This window comes from Bacteroides cellulosilyticus (assembly GCF_020091405.1).
In the GTDB taxonomy this organism is placed as follows: Bacteria; Bacteroidota; Bacteroidia; order Bacteroidales; family Bacteroidaceae; genus Bacteroides.
This window is the reverse complement of sequence record NZ_CP081903.1, coordinates 197,487-215,629: the sequence shown is the minus strand read 5'-3', so window position 1 is coordinate 215,629 and position 18,143 is coordinate 197,487. Positions and strand designations below refer to the sequence as shown.

Annotated in this window: 11 protein-coding genes and 1 pseudogene; 11 read left to right on the top strand and 1 reads right to left on the bottom strand. The window is 41.1% G+C overall.

The annotated features are described in order from the left end of the window. Window positions 1-55: 55 nt before the first annotated feature. The 11 genes and pseudogenes from K6V21_RS00640 to K6V21_RS00590 form a co-directional block, all read left to right on the top strand. Window positions 56-1,195, top strand: a complete 1,140-nt coding sequence (locus tag K6V21_RS00640) for a 6-bladed beta-propeller (protein ID WP_224320548.1) — start codon at window positions 56-58, stop codon at window positions 1,193-1,195. A gap of 10 nt (window positions 1,196-1,205) precedes the next feature. After that, entirely contained in the window at window positions 1,206-2,384 is a 1,179-nt protein-coding gene (locus K6V21_RS00635; protein ID WP_224320547.1) for a 6-bladed beta-propeller, read from the top strand. Between the two features lie 26 nt (window positions 2,385-2,410). After that, a complete protein-coding gene (locus tag K6V21_RS00630) occupies window positions 2,411-2,869 on the top strand; it encodes a 6-bladed beta-propeller (RefSeq protein WP_224320546.1) in 459 nt (152 codons plus the stop codon). A gap of 10 nt (window positions 2,870-2,879) precedes the next feature. After that, window positions 2,880-3,494 carry a peroxiredoxin family protein gene (locus tag K6V21_RS00625; RefSeq protein ID WP_224320545.1) on the top strand — a complete coding sequence of 205 codons (615 nt, stop codon included), beginning with the start codon at window positions 2,880-2,882 and terminating at the stop codon, window positions 3,492-3,494. Then, window positions 3,470-5,275, top strand: coding sequence for an O-antigen ligase family protein (locus K6V21_RS00620; RefSeq protein ID WP_224320544.1), 1,806 nt, complete (start codon window positions 3,470-3,472; stop codon window positions 5,273-5,275). Before K6V21_RS00625 ends, K6V21_RS00620 begins: the two co-directional genes overlap by 25 nt. Before the next feature lie 34 nt (window positions 5,276-5,309). Further along, a complete protein-coding gene (gene lepB, locus K6V21_RS00615) occupies window positions 5,310-6,038 on the top strand; it encodes a signal peptidase I (RefSeq protein WP_224320543.1) in 729 nt (242 codons plus the stop codon). 144 nt (window positions 6,039-6,182) lie between these two features. After that, window positions 6,183-7,415 carry a DUF4934 domain-containing protein gene (locus K6V21_RS00610; protein WP_224320542.1) on the top strand — a complete coding sequence of 411 codons (1,233 nt, stop codon included), beginning with the start codon at window positions 6,183-6,185 and terminating at the stop codon, window positions 7,413-7,415. A gap of 177 nt (window positions 7,416-7,592) precedes the next feature. After that, window positions 7,593-8,675 carry an efflux RND transporter periplasmic adaptor subunit gene (locus K6V21_RS00605; protein WP_224320541.1) on the top strand — a complete coding sequence of 361 codons (1,083 nt, stop codon included), beginning with the start codon at window positions 7,593-7,595 and terminating at the stop codon, window positions 8,673-8,675. Between the two features lie 5 nt (window positions 8,676-8,680). Beyond that, entirely contained in the window at window positions 8,681-11,755 is a 3,075-nt protein-coding gene (locus K6V21_RS00600) for an efflux RND transporter permease subunit (RefSeq protein WP_224320540.1), read from the top strand. A 122-nt stretch (window positions 11,756-11,877) separates the two neighbouring features. Then, window positions 11,878-13,356 carry a TolC family protein gene (locus K6V21_RS00595; protein WP_224320539.1) on the top strand — a complete coding sequence of 493 codons (1,479 nt, stop codon included), beginning with the start codon at window positions 11,878-11,880 and terminating at the stop codon, window positions 13,354-13,356. A gap of 37 nt (window positions 13,357-13,393) precedes the next feature. Further along, window positions 13,394-16,603, top strand: a pseudogene (locus K6V21_RS00590) (efflux RND transporter permease subunit); the annotation flags it as partial. A 647-nt stretch (window positions 16,604-17,250) separates the two neighbouring features. Here K6V21_RS00590 and K6V21_RS00585 read toward each other — a convergent pair. Further along, the gene (locus K6V21_RS00585; protein WP_258771143.1) at window positions 17,251-18,135 is read right to left on the bottom strand and encodes an IS3 family transposase; all 885 of its coding nucleotides are present in this window, start codon (window positions 18,133-18,135) and stop codon (window positions 17,251-17,253) included. Between the last annotated feature and the right edge of the window lie 8 nt (window positions 18,136-18,143).

Here is an 18,143-nt window from a genome sequence, read left to right as displayed (position 1 = left end):
CAATAAAGTTTTTGGAGAATCTTCTCCAAAAACCTTATTTAAATATTAAATTTGTATGAAACAAAAATATCTATTATTAGTTCTTTGGATATTGACTGGCTGTGTAGGACAAAAGCAAAATTCAGAAGATGAGGTTAGTAACTTGGATATTCCTTTAAGGAAGACAAATTATGAGGTTATGATGTCTACATTTGTGGACTCAATTTCATATATTCCGCTTGAAACGAAAGATGAGTGCTTGATAGGATCTATTGATAAAATTATAGTAACGGATAATTTTTATTATATAGTTGATAAAACGATATCGTATTCTGTTTTCTGTTTTGATAAATCTGGAAAATTTATTCATAAATTGAGTAATCGAGGAGTTGGATCGGGGGAATATATGAGGATAAACGATGTTGATATATATAAAGATAATGTTTATATCTGGGATTGCTCATTACAGAAATTGTTTATCTTTGACCATTTTGGTCGTTTTATTGAAGAGAGGAAATTTGATTATATGGCGGAATCATTCTCTGTATTAGATGATTCTTGGATCGTTTTCTATGCTGATTATAAAGATAATGGAAAATATAGTTGTAATAACTCATATCCTAATGTGTTATTTGTCAATATTGATAACAAACAAACAAAATCTGATTTATTTTTTGATTCCCGAATGTCCTTTCCTGGGATAATGTCTTCTCCTTTCAATTTTGTCAGCAATGGTAATCTTGTGACTTCTTTAAATGATACTATTTATCAGGCTTTGCCTTCTGTGACTTTAAAAAGAAAATATGTCGTACGATTTGGAGAACAGAATCAGAAGGCTAAGAAAGATTATATTGAAAAACTGAGAACAGAAACTGTCGATTTATATCGGGGTCGTGAACTTAGAAAGAATGTTCCTTATGTCTATGCTTTTTTAGAAACTCCTTCTTATTCTTTTTTGAAATATAATTTAGGGGATTATTATTATTTGGGTATTATTAATCATAAGGAATCGGATGCATACGTAGAATCTTCTGGCTATAAAAAAATGAACGTTGTGAATGATATGGACAGTATAGCTATTTTTATGCCATTGGTGACTTATAAGAATGCTGTTTATAGTTATAGATCACCAGATGGAATAACCTTTGACGAGGCTTTTAAAAAGCATATTGAACCTGATGATAACCCGATTATCGTTAAATTTGAGTTGAAATGATGGATTTACAATGAAAAAGAATGCTTGTTTGTTATACTTGTTACTTATAATTATAAGTGCTTGTACGAATACTCAGTCTCGTAGAGTGCAGACTGATGAAATATATATTGCTCAGTCAGGCGAGAAGGTGCTAAAAATGTCTGAGTTGGTAAAGAATATACGCTATGTAAAGCTGGAAACTACTTCTGATAATTTGATTGGCACTGTTAGTCAATTGATACCTTTAAAAGATAAGTATTTGGTAGTTGATAATTCTGCATCTAAGCAAGTCCTTTTGTTCGATGCTACAGGGCGTTTCATTACTCATATTTCTCGTGTGGGGGTGGCTCCCGGAGAATATGTGACGATTACCAGTGTAGCTGTGGATGAAGAAGAAGAACGTATTTTTATTGCTGATATGGGTACTGGAAATATATTGGTTTATGATATGAGAGGTGAATATTTAGACAAAATAGGTGTTGATTTCTCGGTGAAAGATATTGTTTATGTTGGTAGTAACAAAATGGCATGTTATTGTGATTATATGGAAAGAAAGGAGCAGGATGGCCAGGTACCTATTTTGATATTATATGACCTGAGAACAGGTGATAAGCAAATATTGTTATCTGCAGATAGTAGGATCGGTCCTCAAGAAATAGTCCATGCTAATCAGTCTATGTATAAAGCTGCCAATGGTGCTTCTTTAGCTTATCCTTTAGATCCTAACATTTATTTAATAGACTCTTTAGGTATTCAACAAAAATTTTATGTGAATTGGGGAGAAGACTTTTGTAAGAAAAGAGAGCGTTATGTAGAGATGTTAAAAGAAGAAGAGGTGCCCATTGAGGAGATTTTTCAAAATAGAAAAACAAATTTTCCTAATTTACTTACTGTCTTATGTAGTGATGATTTTTTTTGTATTTTGTATAATAATCTATCTGAAATGAAAATTGGAGTGGGATTTTATAATTTTCAAAGTCAAAATTATATAGGTGGATATGCTATGGAGCGTTTCCCTATCAAAAATGATATAGATAATGGATTCTATATTAATCCTATTGCAATCAAAGGACATGATTTGTACACTATCATTGAATCTTACAACTTAAGCAGTGTGGAACCAAAGGTTTCAGCACTTGTTGATTTGAAAGAAAAAGTATCTGGTGATGATAATCCTATAATAATGATAACAGAAATGAAAATGGAATGAAGAAATGTATTTTAGTAATTTTAGCTATGCGAAAATATTTACTGTTGTTATTAGTGATATTGGCCGGATGTTCAACTTCGGTAGAAAGGGATGGTCAGAACTTGAAAGTAATTGATGTTCCTTTGCGAAGTAGCAATCATGAAATAAGGATGTCTTCATTTGTGGATTCAATTTCGTATATTCCTTTTGAAACAAAAGATGAATGTTTGATAGGTTTTGTTGACAAGATTGTGGCGACGAATGATTATTATTATGTGGGAATTATTAACCATAAGGAATCGGATACCTATATGGAAGCAGCAGGCTATAAACAAAATGCAGTGGTAAATGATATGGATGATATGGCTGTTTTTATTCCGTTGACGACTTATAAGAATGCTGTGTACAGTTGTATATCTCCGGGACGATTTGTCGAATCCAAAGCTTTCGGAAAGCAAGTGGAATTAGATGATAACCCGATTATCGTTAAATTTGAGTTGAAATGATGGATTTACAATGAAAAGAGCAACATTTCTTTTAGTAATATTGATAGGATTATTGAGCGTAGGACTCATTTACTCTATACGTGATGCTATGCATAAGGATGTTCAAATAGCGAAACAATCTGAAACTCTGGAAGTCCAAAAGCAAATGCTTACATTGTTATCTGGAAATATGAAGATGCATTATGTATATTCGGAATGCCAGTTGCCAGATATGACATTGTTAGACAAAGATCGAAACGCTATCAAATTGTCCGCTTTGTTGAATGGAGAGGATAAGGTTGTTTTTAAATTTTCATCAACCAATTGCAGCTCATGCATTCAACATAGTTTTTCGTCTGTTAGGAAACTAATGGGGAAGCTAGCGAAGGATAAACTAATTATAATAGCAGATAACTCTAATCGTAGAGAATTACAGGCATTGGTAAATAGCTTGTCGCTAAGTCTTCCTGTTTATTTGACAGAAGATACAGTGTTTCATAATATTTTGGAAAAAGAAAATGTACCTTTCTTTTTTGTAATTGGAGAAGATCTGCGAATGAAAGATTTATTTATTCCAATGAAAGAATTGCCTGATCTCTCTGATTTATATTACCGAATTATATGGAAAAAGTATTTCGACAAATAAAGATATTGTCCATTGGGAAAATGATATGTTCAATAGGGATAAGTCTACTGTTATTGGGAGTGATAAACACTACATTTATATCATTCTCAACTCACGATTTATCTTTCTTCATATATCCTTTATCTTGGGCTATTCTTTGTCTGACAGTAGTATTAAGTTTCCTGAAATTCTTTATTAGAAGGAAAAAATGCTTTCAGTTTGTTGTTACCGACTTGTTAGTTATTATCTTATTGGGATATTGGCTTTTAAGATATGATTTTGATCTCCAATTGGCAAACTGGAAGCTTTTCCTTTTTGGGGAGCTCTGTATCCTTTGGTTTTCAATCAGAATGTTGCTTGAATGCAATCTCATTTCTGTGGAGAAAATTTCTTGGGTATTGTTGAGTACCGGTCTAATTCAGTCAGTATGGGGAATCCTGCAATTGTATGGTTTCTGTGAGTCTAATCATAGCAAATTTGATATAACAGGTTCTTTTTTTAATCCGGGTCCTTATTCCGGCTACATCGCTATAATGGTACCCGTATCTCTTTATCTGTTTCTATCAACTAAATGCACGAAGCGATATGTTGCATTATTCTTTTTAGCAGTCTTGTTGTGCATACTGCCTGCCGGGATGAGCAGATCGGCATGGATTGGAGCAATAGTCTCTTCTGTTATTGTTCTATTTTGGCAAAATAATTGGATGAAGTATTGGTATTTGAAAAGAAAGTTGTCCGTTCTTTGTCTTGTAGTGGGTGTTGTTGGAATAGCAGCAGGAAGTTACCTAATGTTTAATCTGAAAAAAGATTCTGCATGTGGGCGTTTGTTTATTTGGGGAAATACGGCTTGTGCTATATGGAAAAAGCCGGTTTTCGGGTACGGAAGTTGTATGTTTCCGCTTGCTTATGCCCAAGAACAGACTGATAGATTTCGTTCGGGTAAATATACGGCAACAGAAGAAAGAGTAGCGGGAAATCCTGAATATGCTTTCAACGAGTATTTGCAGATTCTGGTAGAAGGAGGATGTCTTTTGCTATTCGGGGTTGTGGTGATTATGGCATATGCGCTGAGTGGTGGAATTAAGAGGCGAGATTATGGATTATGTGGCGGGCTTATTTCATTATTGATATTCGCATTTTCTTCTTATCCTTTCCAATATCCGGCCTTTTGTGTTGTTGCAGTTATTATAGTGGCAAGCTTGAGCACTAAAAGGGCTATTGGCGTTGGGAATAATGTATATGGGCACTGTGTTTTGGTATTTTTGGTAGCTGCTTCTATCTTTTTGCTCTTTTTGCAGGATGTACCCAAAGGTGTGATAGAAAAATTGGACAAATGCCGTTATCTAAGGTCAACCGATGCATTGGAAATTGCGGAGAAGGGATATGCTATGCTCTATCCTGATTTGAAGCATAATGCCGATTTCGTATATGAATATGGTTTGTGCTTATCTCAACAGAAAAAATATCTTGAATCGAATGATTTATTAAGACGTTCTATATTGTTGAGATGTAATTATCAATGCTATAATGCTTTGGGGGGTAATAGCCAGCAACAAAAAAACTATGAACAGGCAGAGAAATATTATTATGATGCTATTTATCTGTTACCTAATAGAATTTATTCATATTATCGGCTGTTTCTGCTTTATGCGCAGCCCGAATTTTATCAACCGGATAAACTGAAACAAATGGCAAAAATCGTATTAACTAAACGTCCGAAAGTTTATTCAAAAGCCATTGAAGAGATGAGAGGGGAAGTGAAAGTGATTTTAAAAGAACATGGATTGAATTTATCTAATTAATAAAAATAACCTTATTGAGTAATTGTTGTCTGCAATGGAAGTACGGAAAATGAAGCGAATAGGAAAGAAATTGATGTATATGGCTTTAAGCTTATTTGTTATATTTCAAGTTTATCTATTTATTAGGTTTTACTGGATTGTATCTTGTTTCATTCCTACGTATTCTATGGCGCCAACTTTATTAGGAGGAGATTATATTATTGTTTCTATGCAAATACCAGGGCGTAGAATAATGAATTCGGATTCAGGAAGGCTGCTAGTGCATAGATTGAAGGGACAACGTGAAGTACAGAGGAATGATGTAGTTGTTTTTAATTTTCCTTATGCTGAAGATAAAGAAAAGATGATAATCAGTATGAATACATTTTATTGTAAACGTTGTGTAGGAGTTCCAGGCGACACTTGCAGATGGTGCGAAGCTACAGGTGTGCGAGAGGTGTATTTACCTAAGATTGGAGATGTACTACATATTGATTCGTGCAATTATGAACATTATTATAAATGTATAGAGTATGAAACGGGGAAAGAGATGAGCTTGAAAATGGGGCAAGTCTATCTGGAGGACTCTTTGCTGGAAAGTTTCCGTTTTAATCATAAGTATTATTTTATGCGTGGTGACAATTTTAACCATTCGTATGATTCACGTGGTTGGGGGATATTACCAGATGATTTTATTTTGGGTGTAGGACAGATGATTTGGTTTTCGAAAGATGAAGTGACGAATAGGATTAGTTGGAATAGAATGTTTCGAAGAATTGAATGATGGGTAGCTTTCTATTATATATAAAGTCGCGTTTTAAATACTCCTTTTTACTTCTTTAACGATAAAATATAGTTCTAAAACTAAAAATATTAGTTTATTTGCGGAGATGTTATGAATGTTAAATCTAAAAACACACAAGAAGTTATGAAAAAAGAATGGTTGTATGCAGTAGGTCTGGTTTGCCTGGTGTCGGCTTGTACCGGTACTCCGCAATCGTCGGCTGACGGTGAACTGTGTTCTATTGATGTGGCGGGAGCTATGGAAAAGCCTGCCGAATTGAAACTTTCGGAATTAGGAAGCGATGTACGCTATGTTCCATTGGAAACAACCGATTCGTGTCTGGTAGGTGGAAGCCCGAATATTCTGTTGCTGGATAAAGAGATTGTTGTTTTTTCACGTCAAACTTGTTTTGTCTTTGATAAAGAGAGCGGTAAGTTTTTAAGCAAAGTAGGACATTTGGGCGATGATCCGGAAGCTTATTCAACTGCGGTGCCTACTTATAACGATGTAAACGGTCTGCTTTATTTTATGCGCCGGCCCGGCAAATTACAGAAATATGATCTGCGAGGTAATTATCGTGGCAGTGTAACGATACCTACTCCGCCCGAATCACCAAGTGATTTCTGCTTCACAGACTCCGTGATAATAGGCCGTTACGGTAATATTGTAGGTGATAACGGGCGTGCTTTGTTGTTATTTAATGAAGCGGGAGAACAGATAGATACGGTGCCCAGCCTACTTCCGGTTTTGCCTAATAGAGGAGTAGATGACATAAACAGTATCAGCGTCAAAAGGCAGGGAAATGCAGGTATTATTCTGACTACATTCAAAAGTGGAGATGCCTCGGCAAGTGTAGCGGGTATTCCTTTCCTGTGGAAAAGTGATAATAAGATACGTTATAAAGAGAATTTCAATGATACCATTTATACAGTGGAAGGGAATGAATTGACACCTTATATTGCGTTCTCCACCGGTAAATGGCATTGGGGCGCCGAGGCACGTACCGAATCCAAAGATAACGAAAAACGCTTGTTGGTGGGATGTATCTTTGAGACGGATCATACTGTTTTCTTTCAGTGTATCCGGGGACTGTATACAGATGAACCGGAAACGTTTAACGGAATCTACGACCGGAAGGCAAATACTACCCAGATGTATGCAGAAAAGGAAGGTATAAAAGATGACTTGACCGGCTTTATGGCTTTCCGTCCCAAGGCATACAGCGCACAGGGAGAATATGGAATGATTATTGATGCCGGAGAAGTGATGACTTGGTTGGAAGAAAATCCTGAAGCGGCAGAAAATGAAAAACTTTCGGCACTGAAAGAATTGACGGATGATTCTAATCCGGTAGTGATTATTACAGTCCCTAAATAAGGAAGGAGGTATGTTCTTGTCCACCTGTTTGGGAATGGGCAAGAATATACTTATTTGATAATTAGAAAATTAATGGTTTGTAACCTGTCTTGTTTTGTCCATATATATATGGCGGTTCGTAAAGGGAAAACGACTATTTTTGCATACACTAAGTGTAAACGGAAAAACTAATATAAAATGATAAAGACACAGAACTACCGGTTTTTGATCTGTCTGGCACTATTTGCGTTGGCAGCATGTTCCGGTGCGAAAAAAGAAGAGGCCGCCGATGAAGGAGTAGCTACCGTATTGCCGGATGAGAAGAATGAAGTGACCGTGTTGCCTTTGAAGCGGCAGATATTCAATCACGAGTTGGTGAGTAATGGCAAGATAGTGGCCGGAGGAATGGCAGATTTGCGTTTTGAAAGTTCGGGTATCGTAGCGCAGATTTATGTGAAGAACGGTGACCGGGTGCACAAAGGACAAAAGCTGGCAGAGCTGGATAAATTCCGTTTAAAGAATAAGACCGCACAGTCCAAGGATGCTTTGGAGAAAGCTAAGTTGGAATTGCAGGATGTATTGATAGGGCAGGGGTATGCAGCGGATGATACTGCCAATGTGCCCGATGATATCATGCAACTGGCACGGGTAAAAAGCGGCTATGATCAGACCCTTTCTCAATATGAACTGGCTAAATACGAAGAAGAACATGCCACTCTGGTTGCTCCTTTTGACGGAGTGGTGGCTAATCTCTTTTCCAAACCCTATAATGCTCCCAGCAGTTCAGACGCTTTCTGTACAATTATCGGTTCACAGGGCATGGAAGCTGACTTTACTGTATTGGAGAGTGAACTCCCTCTTATCAAAGGTGGCGACAAAGTGGTTGTTACCCCTTATGCGGATCCTTCTGCCAAATACGAAGGACGTATCTCCGAAATCAATCCGCTGGTGGACGATAAAGGCATGGTGAAAGTGAAAGCCGTTGTCAACGGACAGGGCAAGCTCTTTAATGGCATGAACATACGGGTTAATGTACATCGTTCGCTAGGTGAACAGCTGGTTGTTCCGAAGAGTTCCGTGGTATTGCGTTCCGGTAAGCAGGTGATTTTTACACTGAAAGATAATAAAGCGAAATGGAACTACGTGCAGACCGTACTGGAAAATTCCGATGAATACACCATTGTGGAAGATGAAGTACAAGAAGGAGATGTGGTGATTGTGACAGGTAATGTGAACCTGGCTCATGAGGCACCGGTGAAAGTTATTGAAAATAAAAAATAAAAGGGGTGGTTAAGTTCTTGATACAGCGGCCCATTGCCGTATTGATGGCGTTTACCGCATGTTTTATTGTCGGTATGGTGACGTATTTCACGTTGCCGGTATCTTTGCTGCCGGATATTGCCATCCCGGAGATTACAGTACAAATCTCGGCACAGAATACTTCTGCGCGTGAGTTGGAGAATACTGTGGTGAAACCGTTGCGCCAACAGCTTATCCAGGTGGCTCGTCTGAAAGATATGGATAGCGAAGCTCATGATGGTGCAGGCCTTATCCGACTGAATTTCGACTTCGGCACCAATACGGATCTTGCTTTTATCGAGGTGAATGAGAAGATTGACGCCGCCATGAACTACCTGCCTAAGGATACGGACCGTCCTAAAGTGGTAAAAGCAAGTGCTACCGATATTCCGGTATTCTATCTCAGCCTCACCCTGAAGAATGACAGTGCTTACGGACAAACGGACGAACGTGCTTTTCTCGACCTGTGTGAATTTGCCGAAAGCGTCATCAAACGGCGTATCGAGCAGCTGACAGAGGTAGCTATGGTGGATATCACAGGATTGGTGGAGCGTCAGTTGCAGATTGTTCCCGATGAAAATAAGCTTGCCGTACTGGGACTTTCCATACAGGATGTAGAATCAGCTCTTGCCCAAAACAACGTGGAACCGGGCAGCATGACCGTACGCGATGGATATTATGAATATAATATCAAGTTCTCCACTCTGTTGCGTACGGAGGAAGATGTGAAGAATATTCTTATTAACAAAAACGGACGTATCATCCGTCTGGAAGAGTTTTGCCGGATAGGTATTGTTCCCGTCAGGGAAAAAGGTGTATCCATGAGCAATGGTAAACGGGCGGTGACATTGGCCATTATCAAGCAGGCGGACGAGAATATGGATGACATGAAGCAGGCCATTGGCGGCACCATGAATTATTTTCAGAGTGTATATCCTGACATTGAATTCAGCGTTAGCCGAAACCAGACAGAGCTTTTGGATTATACTATCTCCAATTTGCAACAAAACCTTTCGTTGGGCTTTCTATTTATCTGTATCGTAGCCGTACTCTTTCTGGGGGATGTCAAATCTCCTTTCATCATCGGACTGAGTATGGTAGTTTCCATTGTGATCTGTTTTCTCTTTTTCTATCTGTTCAAGATGTCACTGAACATCATATCCCTGTCCGGATTGATCCTTGCACTGGGTATGATGATCGACAGTTCCATCATCGTAACTGAAAATATTTCTCAATATCGGGAAAGAGGATACTCGCTGAAACGTGCCTGTATTGCGGGTACCAGTGAGGTGGTCACTCCGATGCTCAGCTCTTCATTGACTACCATTGCGGTGTTTGTACCACTGATCTTTATGAGTGGTATTGCCGGAGCCATTTTCTACGATCAGGCTTTCTCGGTAACCGTTGGATTGATGGTTTCTTACTTCACGGGCATCATGTTGCTGCCGGTGCTCTATATGCTGGTTTACCGGACGGGGCTGCGCAAATCATGGTTCTCGCGTATCCGGATCAATAATCCTATAAAGGATCATACACTCGATCGTTTCTATGATGCCGGGATTGATTTTATATTTGCTCATAAAACGGCAAGCGTATTGTTCTGCATAGTTTCCGTGCCATTGTGTGTATTCATGTTCTATTTCATAGGAAAAGAGCGTATGCCGGAAATAGATCAGAACGAGCTGATAGCCCGTGTGGAATGGAATGAGAATATCCATGTGGACGAGAATCGTCGCAGGGTAGACAATTTATTTGAGTTGTTTAAGACAGAGACTATCGAACAGACTGCCGCCGTCGGACAACAAGACTATCTCCTGAATCGGGAGCAGGCTCTTTCTTCTTCGGAAGCAGAACTTTATTTCAAGACAAAGAATCCTTCTGAGATAGCTCCTTTGCAGGAAAAGGTTTACCGTGCCCTCAAAGCGGAGTATCCATTGGCCGTGATTTCTTTTTCACCGCCCGAGACGGTATTTGAGAAACTGTTTGTGACGGGAGAAGCCGATGTGGTGGCCGAACTTTATTCCCGCAATAAAGAAAAGGTGCCGACGGCGGATGAATTACGTAGTCTGGAAACAGAATTTGCTACCCGCACAGGATATGCTCCCACGGGTATTGCCTTTGAAAATCAGCTGAATATCCGTATCAATAAAGAAAAACTGCTACTTTATAATGTTTCGTATGACGAGTTGTATCGCATACTGAAAACTGCTTTTAAAGAAAACAGCATAGCCACTCTTCATTCTTACCAGCAATATCTGCCTATCAGCATTGTGGGAGAGGAACAAACTGTTAACAGCATCTTACAGGAAACACTCGTTCCGACACGGGCGGATCAATATGGTGTTGAATATCTGCCTTTGCGTGAGCTGGTATCAGTGGCACCGGCGGAAGATCTGAAAGCGATTACCGCAGGGCGTAACGGAGAATATGTTCCGTTCCGTTTTTATGAAGTAAAAGAGGCGGAACCGCTTATGGAGCAAGTGAAGGAAGTGGTGGATGCTACCGGCGATTGGGATACCGCTTTTTCAGGAAGTTTCTTTTCTAACCGGAAGATGCTGGATGAACTGGTGGTTATTCTGTTTATTTCCATTCTGTTGATGTACTTCATTCTGGCGGCACAGTTCGAGAGTTTTGTGCAACCGCTTGTTGTGTTGCTGGAGATACCGATAGACGTAGCTTTTGCCCTTGTATTGTTATGGATATGCGGGCATACGCTAAACCTGATGTCTGCCATCGGTCTGATCGTTACGTGTGGTATCATTATCAATGACTCCATCTTGAAACTGGATGCGATTAATGAATTGCGTAAGACGGGGATGCCGCTTCTGGAAGCTATTCATGAGGCGGGAAGGCGCAGGTTGCGTCCTATCATTATGACCTCGCTGACCACCATCTTTGCCATGGTGCCGTTGCTGTTCTCTTTCGATATGGGTTCGGAATTGCAGAAACCGCTTTCCATTGCCATGATTGGGGCGATGTTTATCGGTACGCTGGTCAGTCTGTTCATCATCCCTTTGATATATTGGTTTATTTATAAAGAAAGAAAGAAATATGAAATATGAAGTATTAAGTATTAAGTATAAGGCTGCGCTATCATGCCGTATGGTTATACTTAATACTTAATACTTAATACTTCATACTTCATACCTCATACCTCATACCTCATATTTAAAAGTTTGATATAATGAAGAAACTTGGTTTAATTATTCTTTTAGGACTTTCACAGGCGCTTCCGTCCGTCGCACAGCAACAGCAGGTAACGCTGGATTTGCAACAGACGATTAAGATGGCGAACGACAGTTCGCTGGAGGCGTTTCGTACCAAAAATATGTATCTTTCAGGCTATTGGGAATATCGCACCTATAAGGCAAATCGCTTGCCGAGTCTGACACTGAATATGACTCCTGCACAGTATAACCGTGACATTACGAAGCGTTATGACTCCGAACAGGATTTGGATATTTACCGTAGCCAACAGTCTTTCTATGCCTATGGTAACTTGGCTGTCAGGCAAAACTTTGACCTGACGGGTGGTACTTTCTATTTGGATACCGAGTTGGGCTATATGCGTAGTTTCGGTTCCAATCCCTACACGCAGTATACCAGTGTCCCTGTTCGTTTAGGTTATTCGCAAAGTCTGGTAGGTTATAATCCTTTTCGCTGGGAACGAAAGATTGAACCGCTGAAATACGAGAAAGTTAAGAAGGAATATATCTACAATGCCGAGCAGGTCTCCGAACAGGCCACTACTTATTTCTTTGCACTTGCCATGGCGCAGGCTGAGTATGACTTGGCAAAAGAGAATGTCGCTTCTTCCGATACGCTTTATCGTATTGGTATGCAACGTCTGAAGATAGCCTCTATCAGTCGCGCCGATCTTCTGACGCTGAAGCTGGACGTGGTGAATGCCCGTAACACTTTGCAGAATGCTGAAAGTTCATTGAAACGTGCCATGTTCTCGCTGGCTTCTTTCCTCAATCTGGAAAAGAATACAGAGATACGGCTTCTTCTCCCCAGCCGTCCCGGAGAACTAAACATCCCTGTAGATGCTGCCTTGGATGCCGCCCGTTCCAACAACCCGAACTTCCTTGGATTACGCCAGGACATATTGGAAGCAGAACGGAATGTAGACAAGACTAAGAAAGAATCCCGCTTCAACGCCAGTATCAACGCCAGTGTCGGTTTCAACCAGGTGGCGGAGAAATTTGGAGAAGCCTACAACCGCCCTATGCAGCAGGAAATGGTATCCGTCAGCGTCTCCATTCCTTTAGTGGACTGGGGAGTGCGTAAGGGTAAATATAATATGGCCCGTAACAATCTGAATGTAGTAAAGACCTCTTCCCGTCAGAACGAAATCAGCATTGAAGAAGAAGTCATTATGACCGTAAGTGATTTCAATGTCCAGCAAGACTTGGTGACAAGTGCCGAGGAAGCCCTCGACCTTTCCATCCTGGCATACAATGAAACCCGCCAACGCTTCATCATCGGTAAGGCGGATATCAGTAGCCTTACCTTGTCATTGAACCGTCAGCAAGAAGCCCAGCGCAACTATATCTCAGCCCTGAAAAACTACTGGCTGAACTATTACAAAATCCGCAAGCTAACCCTGCACGATTTTGCCAGCGGCTTCTCTCTTTCTGACAAGTTCGACTATGCCCGATAAGTAATTAGTGATTAGTAATTAATAATTAAAAAAAAGAATGAATCGCCTTTCCCCTTTTACCCTCATCGTCACCTTTGTCTGTCTGGCACTGGTGGGTTTGGCCTTGGTTCCGATGCTTCCGGTCAAGCTGAACCCGTCGCGCACATTACCGGGCTTTACGGTGCGCTTTAGCATGCCGGGCACTTCGTCGCGGGTGGTAGAGATGGAGGCGACAAGCAAACTGGAGTCCATGCTGGCCCGCATCAAAGGGGTAAAGGGAATGTACTCTACTTCAGGCAATGGTTACGGCTCCATTACGGTAGATCTGGATAAACACGCTGATGTGGATGCGGTACGTTTTGAGGCTTCTACTATTATCCGGCAGACATGGTCGCAATTGCCTTCCGGTGTCAGTTATCCGTATATCGACATGAAGGTGCCCGATGCGAATACAGCCCGTCCGTTCTTATCGTTCACACTGAATGCACCGTCCACGCCTATACTGATACAGCAGTATGCAGAAGAACATATCAAGCCGCGTCTGGCTAAGTTGCAAGGTATTTATAAAATAGATTTAAGTGGTGCTACCCCGATGGAATGGCGGTTGGAATACGACAGTGAACAATTGCGGACGCTAGGAGTCAGCATTTCTGATATCCAACGGGCCATCCAGTTACATTATAATAAAGAGTTTTTGGGAACGCACAATATGGATACGTCCGGTGGTAAGCAGTGGATACGTTTGGTTTTGATACCGGATGGAGTCAGCGGGCAATTTATTCCTTCGGACATCACGGTGACTGCTTCGGACGGGAAGATTATCCGCTTGGACGAGTTGGTGACAGTAGTCCGTATGGAAGAAGCTCCTCAAAGCTATTACCGTATCAATGGTCTGAATTCCATTTATATGTCTGTCACGGCCGTAGAGACTGCTAACCAATTGCAACTGAGCAATGAAGTGATGCAGGAAATGGAAGCAATACGTCTGACTTTGCCGCCCGGCTACGAGGTGCATACCAGCTATGATGCTACGGAGTATATTCGCGAGGAACTGAATAAAATTTATTTCCGCACGGGGCTGACAGTACTGATCCTGCTGGTATTCGTCTGGATTATTACGCTGAATCTGAAATATCTGTTGCTGATCGTTACCAGCCTGGCTGTCAACATTTCCGTGGCGGTTATTTTCTATTATCTTTTCGGTTTGGAGATGCAACTGTATTCATTGGCAGGGATTACTGTGTCCTTGAATCTTGTGATAGACAGTACCATTGTGATGACGGATCACATCTTGCACAGGCGTAATCTGAAAGCTTTTATGTCCGTGCTGGCGGCTACCTTGACCACAATGGGGGCTTTGGTTATTATCTTCTTTCTGGATGAGAAAATCCGACTGAACCTGCAGGACTTTGCAGCTGTGGTGATTATTAATCTGGCGGTATCTCTTTTCGTGGCTCTCTTTTTTGTGCCGGCCATGATTGATAGAATAAAGCTTGTGAAGAAGTCTTCGGGGAAGGCCTCTCGACTGGGTTGGTGGAAGAAGATTCGTCTTTACAGATGGATGCAGAGCGTGAAACGCTGGGTGCGGAGTCATATACGTATTCGCAGGCTGACTGTTTACTTCACGCATTTCTATCAGTTGCTCATCCGCTTTCTTCTGCGCTGGAGGGTAGCGGTGTGCATTTTGCTCCTGCTTGGTTTCGGGCTGCCCGTTTTCCTTCTTCCTGAGAAATTGGAGGGTGAAGGTAAATGGATAGAACGGTATAACAAGACGTTGGGTTCCTCTACTTATAAAGAGAAAGTGAAACCTGTGGTGGATAAAGCTTTAGGTGGTAGTCTCCGATTGTTTGTGCAGAAAGTGTACGAAGGCAGTTATTTTAGTCGCAACGAAGAAGTGGTGCTCTATGCGAATGCGAACTTACCGAATGGAAGTACGCTGGAACAGATGAATACGCTGGTGAAACGTGTGGAAACTTATCTCAGCGGCTTCAAGGAGATTAAGCAGTTTCATGCTTCTGTCTATAATGCACGCAGGGCTAATCTTCAGATTTATTTCAAGAAAGAGTATCAGCATAGTGGTTTCCCTTATACGTTAAAGGCGAATCTGATTGGTAAAGTATCTGAGTTAGGTGGTGGTAGCTGGGATGTATATGGTTTGCAAGATCAGGGCTTTAGTAATGATGTTCGTGAGAGCGCAGGTTCTTATCGCATCAAGATGTATGGCTACAATTATGATGAACTCTATGCATGGGCCGAAAAACTGAAGGAGGTATTACTTTCGCACCGTCGCATCAAGGAAGTGTTTATCAAGTCGGAATTTTCCTGGTGGAAAGACGATTATCAAGAGTTTTACTTCAATCTGAATAAGGAACGTATGGCCCAGGAAGGGATTAATGCCCAGCACTTGTTCTCCGCTATCCAGCCGATATTCGGCAAGAATATGCAGGTGGGTTCGGTGGTGACGGAAAGCGGTACGGAAAGTATCCGGCTTTCTTCCCGGCAGTCTCATGACTATGATGTATGGGCCATGCAGTTTTTTCCTTACGGTGTGGATGGCGGAAAGCATTATAAACTTTCCGAATTGGCTACGGTAGAGAAGGGGCAGATGCCGCAACAGATAGCCAAAGAGAATCAGCAATATCGTCTTTGTCTGCAATATGAGTATATCGGCTCGTACGAGCAAGGCAATAAAATACAGAAGCGGGACTTGGAAGAGTTTAATAAATTGCTTCCGATGGGGTATACTGCTGAATCGGATAGTCAATCGTGGTCATGGGGTAAGAAAGAAAACAAGCAATACCTGTTGTTGCTGGTTGTGATTGCCATTATCTTCTTTACAACGAGTATTCTATTCAATTCTCTGAAACAGCCTTTGGCTATTATCTTTGTTATTCCGGTATCTTATATCGGAGTGTTCCTTACATTCTATTGGTTCCGCCTGAATTTTGATCAGGGTGGTTTTGCTTCGTTTGTGCTGCTTTGTGGTATTACGGTAAATGCCAGCATCTATATTCTGAATGAGTATAATAGCATTCGTCGTCGCTTTCCCCGGCTTTCCATGCTTCGTGCTTATACAAAGGCGTGGAATGCAAAGATACTGCCTATTTTCCTTACGGTGGTTTCTACTATTCTGGGTTTTATCCCGTTTATGGTCGGAACGGATAAAGAGGCCTTTTGGTTCCCGTTGGCATCGGGCACTATAGGCGGACTGATAATGTCTATCATCGGCATTTTCTTCTTCCTTCCGGTGTTTTGTCTGAAGAGGAAAGAGGTTTGCAAATTCCCTGGTGCTAAAGCCCCCAAAAAAGTCAGCAATAAGTCTATTACAAATTTGATTTTTGACGCTTTTTGCCTACATCCTACACCAATGCGCCTCAAACGCTTTATTGATGGGCGTTTCAGAAGGTGTAGGTAAGGGTGTAGGCAGGTGCAGGCAAATCAGTTGCCTACACCGCATAATATCCTGATTCGGGCTCTTGCTCTTATCTGGCAAGACCCTATTCTTATTGTAATAATGCCTTTTGTATATTGTTGATATGTTGAAGTTTCTTGTAGGTAGGGAACTATCGTTTCCTGCCTTGGAAACTGTCGTTCCCTCTAATGGAAACTCGCGTTTCTCCTAATGGGAACTGTCGTTCCCTTTAATGGGTGATGTGTACTGGTTTTAGTTGACAACTTCGTTTGTTATAACTGGATTAGTTTACTCAATATACTTTAATATCTAAACAGGTTTACTTTTGTTTTTTCTTATTCCTATTTTAGTTGTCTTTTGTTGGTGCTTGCAAATTTATGCATCTTCCTTTATTTACGCAAGCCTTTTTCAGGAAAATGTAATGTTGCCAACAAACAAAAACTCTTCGGTCGGGGATCGCCCTAGCGGCAAGGGGCGGGACCACCCGTCCCGACGAGCGGGTATTATGCTGTAAATTCTACCGTTTCTCTGAGCACTTCCATAGGTGTCCTCATGTTTATCCCTTGATGAGGCCGCACATGATTATATACATATACAGCATCTTCAATGCGCTTGCTTACTTGCTCGAAGCTCTCATCATCAGAGTCGAATAGCCAACCGTTTTTAATGGTGTTGTTCATTCTTTCAGCCAATGCATTATGCAAAGGATCACCACACTGCGTCATACTGATGTTGATTTGATGCTCTTTAAGCCTCTCTACATATTTATTTGAGCAATACTGGACACCCCGGTCGGAATGATGAATAAGAGTGCTCATGTCTATGTGATACTTCTCATAGAATGATATTGCCATCTCCAAAGCTTTCAAGGGTCCCTCCGTCTCAAGAGTTTTGTAAAGTGCATATCCCACGATGGCACGACTTGCCGCATCGGTAAGCAACGAGAGGTAAGCCCAGCCCTGACCGGTGTTTACGTAGGTTATATCCGCCACTACCATAGCGCCCAATCGCGTAGCGACAAATTTGGGTGTAACATTCAACAGATCGGGGTAGATATAGTAATTATGGTTCGAATTCGTTGTTTTAGGACGCTTGCGACTTGTACGTTGACACAAACCATTGGAGCGAAAAATGTCATAACAACGATCACGACCGATAACCATCTTTGGTCCAAACTTACTCACGCAGCAGGCGTATAACTCGCGCATACCAGCTTTGGGCATGAGTTCCAACAGTTCCTTGCAGTACAACACGATGCTTGTGGTAAGGATATCAACCTCCAAATGCCGGTTCACATGCTTGTAATAACCTTGTCGGGTTATGCCGAAGTAATCACAGAGGAACTTTATACAACCATGTTTGCGTCGGGTTGAGTGCCTCTGTGACAAGGTGTCGA

Excerpts from the sequence above, each read along its gene's own strand:
- lepB (WP_224320543.1), top strand. The coding sequence starts at position 5,310 with ATGGAAGTACGGAAAATGAAGCGAATAGGAAAGAAATTGATGTATATG.
- K6V21_RS00595 (WP_224320539.1), top strand. The coding sequence starts at position 11,878 with ATGAAGAAACTTGGTTTAATTATTCTTTTAGGACTTTCACAGGCGCTT.
- K6V21_RS00605 (WP_224320541.1), top strand. The coding sequence starts at position 7,593 with ATGATAAAGACACAGAACTACCGGTTTTTGATCTGTCTGGCACTATTT.
- K6V21_RS00625 (WP_224320545.1), top strand. The coding sequence starts at position 2,880 with ATGAAAAGAGCAACATTTCTTTTAGTAATATTGATAGGATTATTGAGC.
- K6V21_RS00610 (WP_224320542.1), top strand. The coding sequence starts at position 6,183 with ATGAAAAAAGAATGGTTGTATGCAGTAGGTCTGGTTTGCCTGGTGTCG.
- K6V21_RS00635 (WP_224320547.1), top strand. The coding sequence starts at position 1,206 with ATGAAAAAGAATGCTTGTTTGTTATACTTGTTACTTATAATTATAAGT.
- K6V21_RS00640 (WP_224320548.1), top strand. The coding sequence starts at position 56 with ATGAAACAAAAATATCTATTATTAGTTCTTTGGATATTGACTGGCTGT.
- K6V21_RS00630 (WP_224320546.1), top strand. The coding sequence starts at position 2,411 with ATGCGAAAATATTTACTGTTGTTATTAGTGATATTGGCCGGATGTTCA.
- K6V21_RS00620 (WP_224320544.1), top strand. The coding sequence starts at position 3,470 with ATGGAAAAAGTATTTCGACAAATAAAGATATTGTCCATTGGGAAAATG.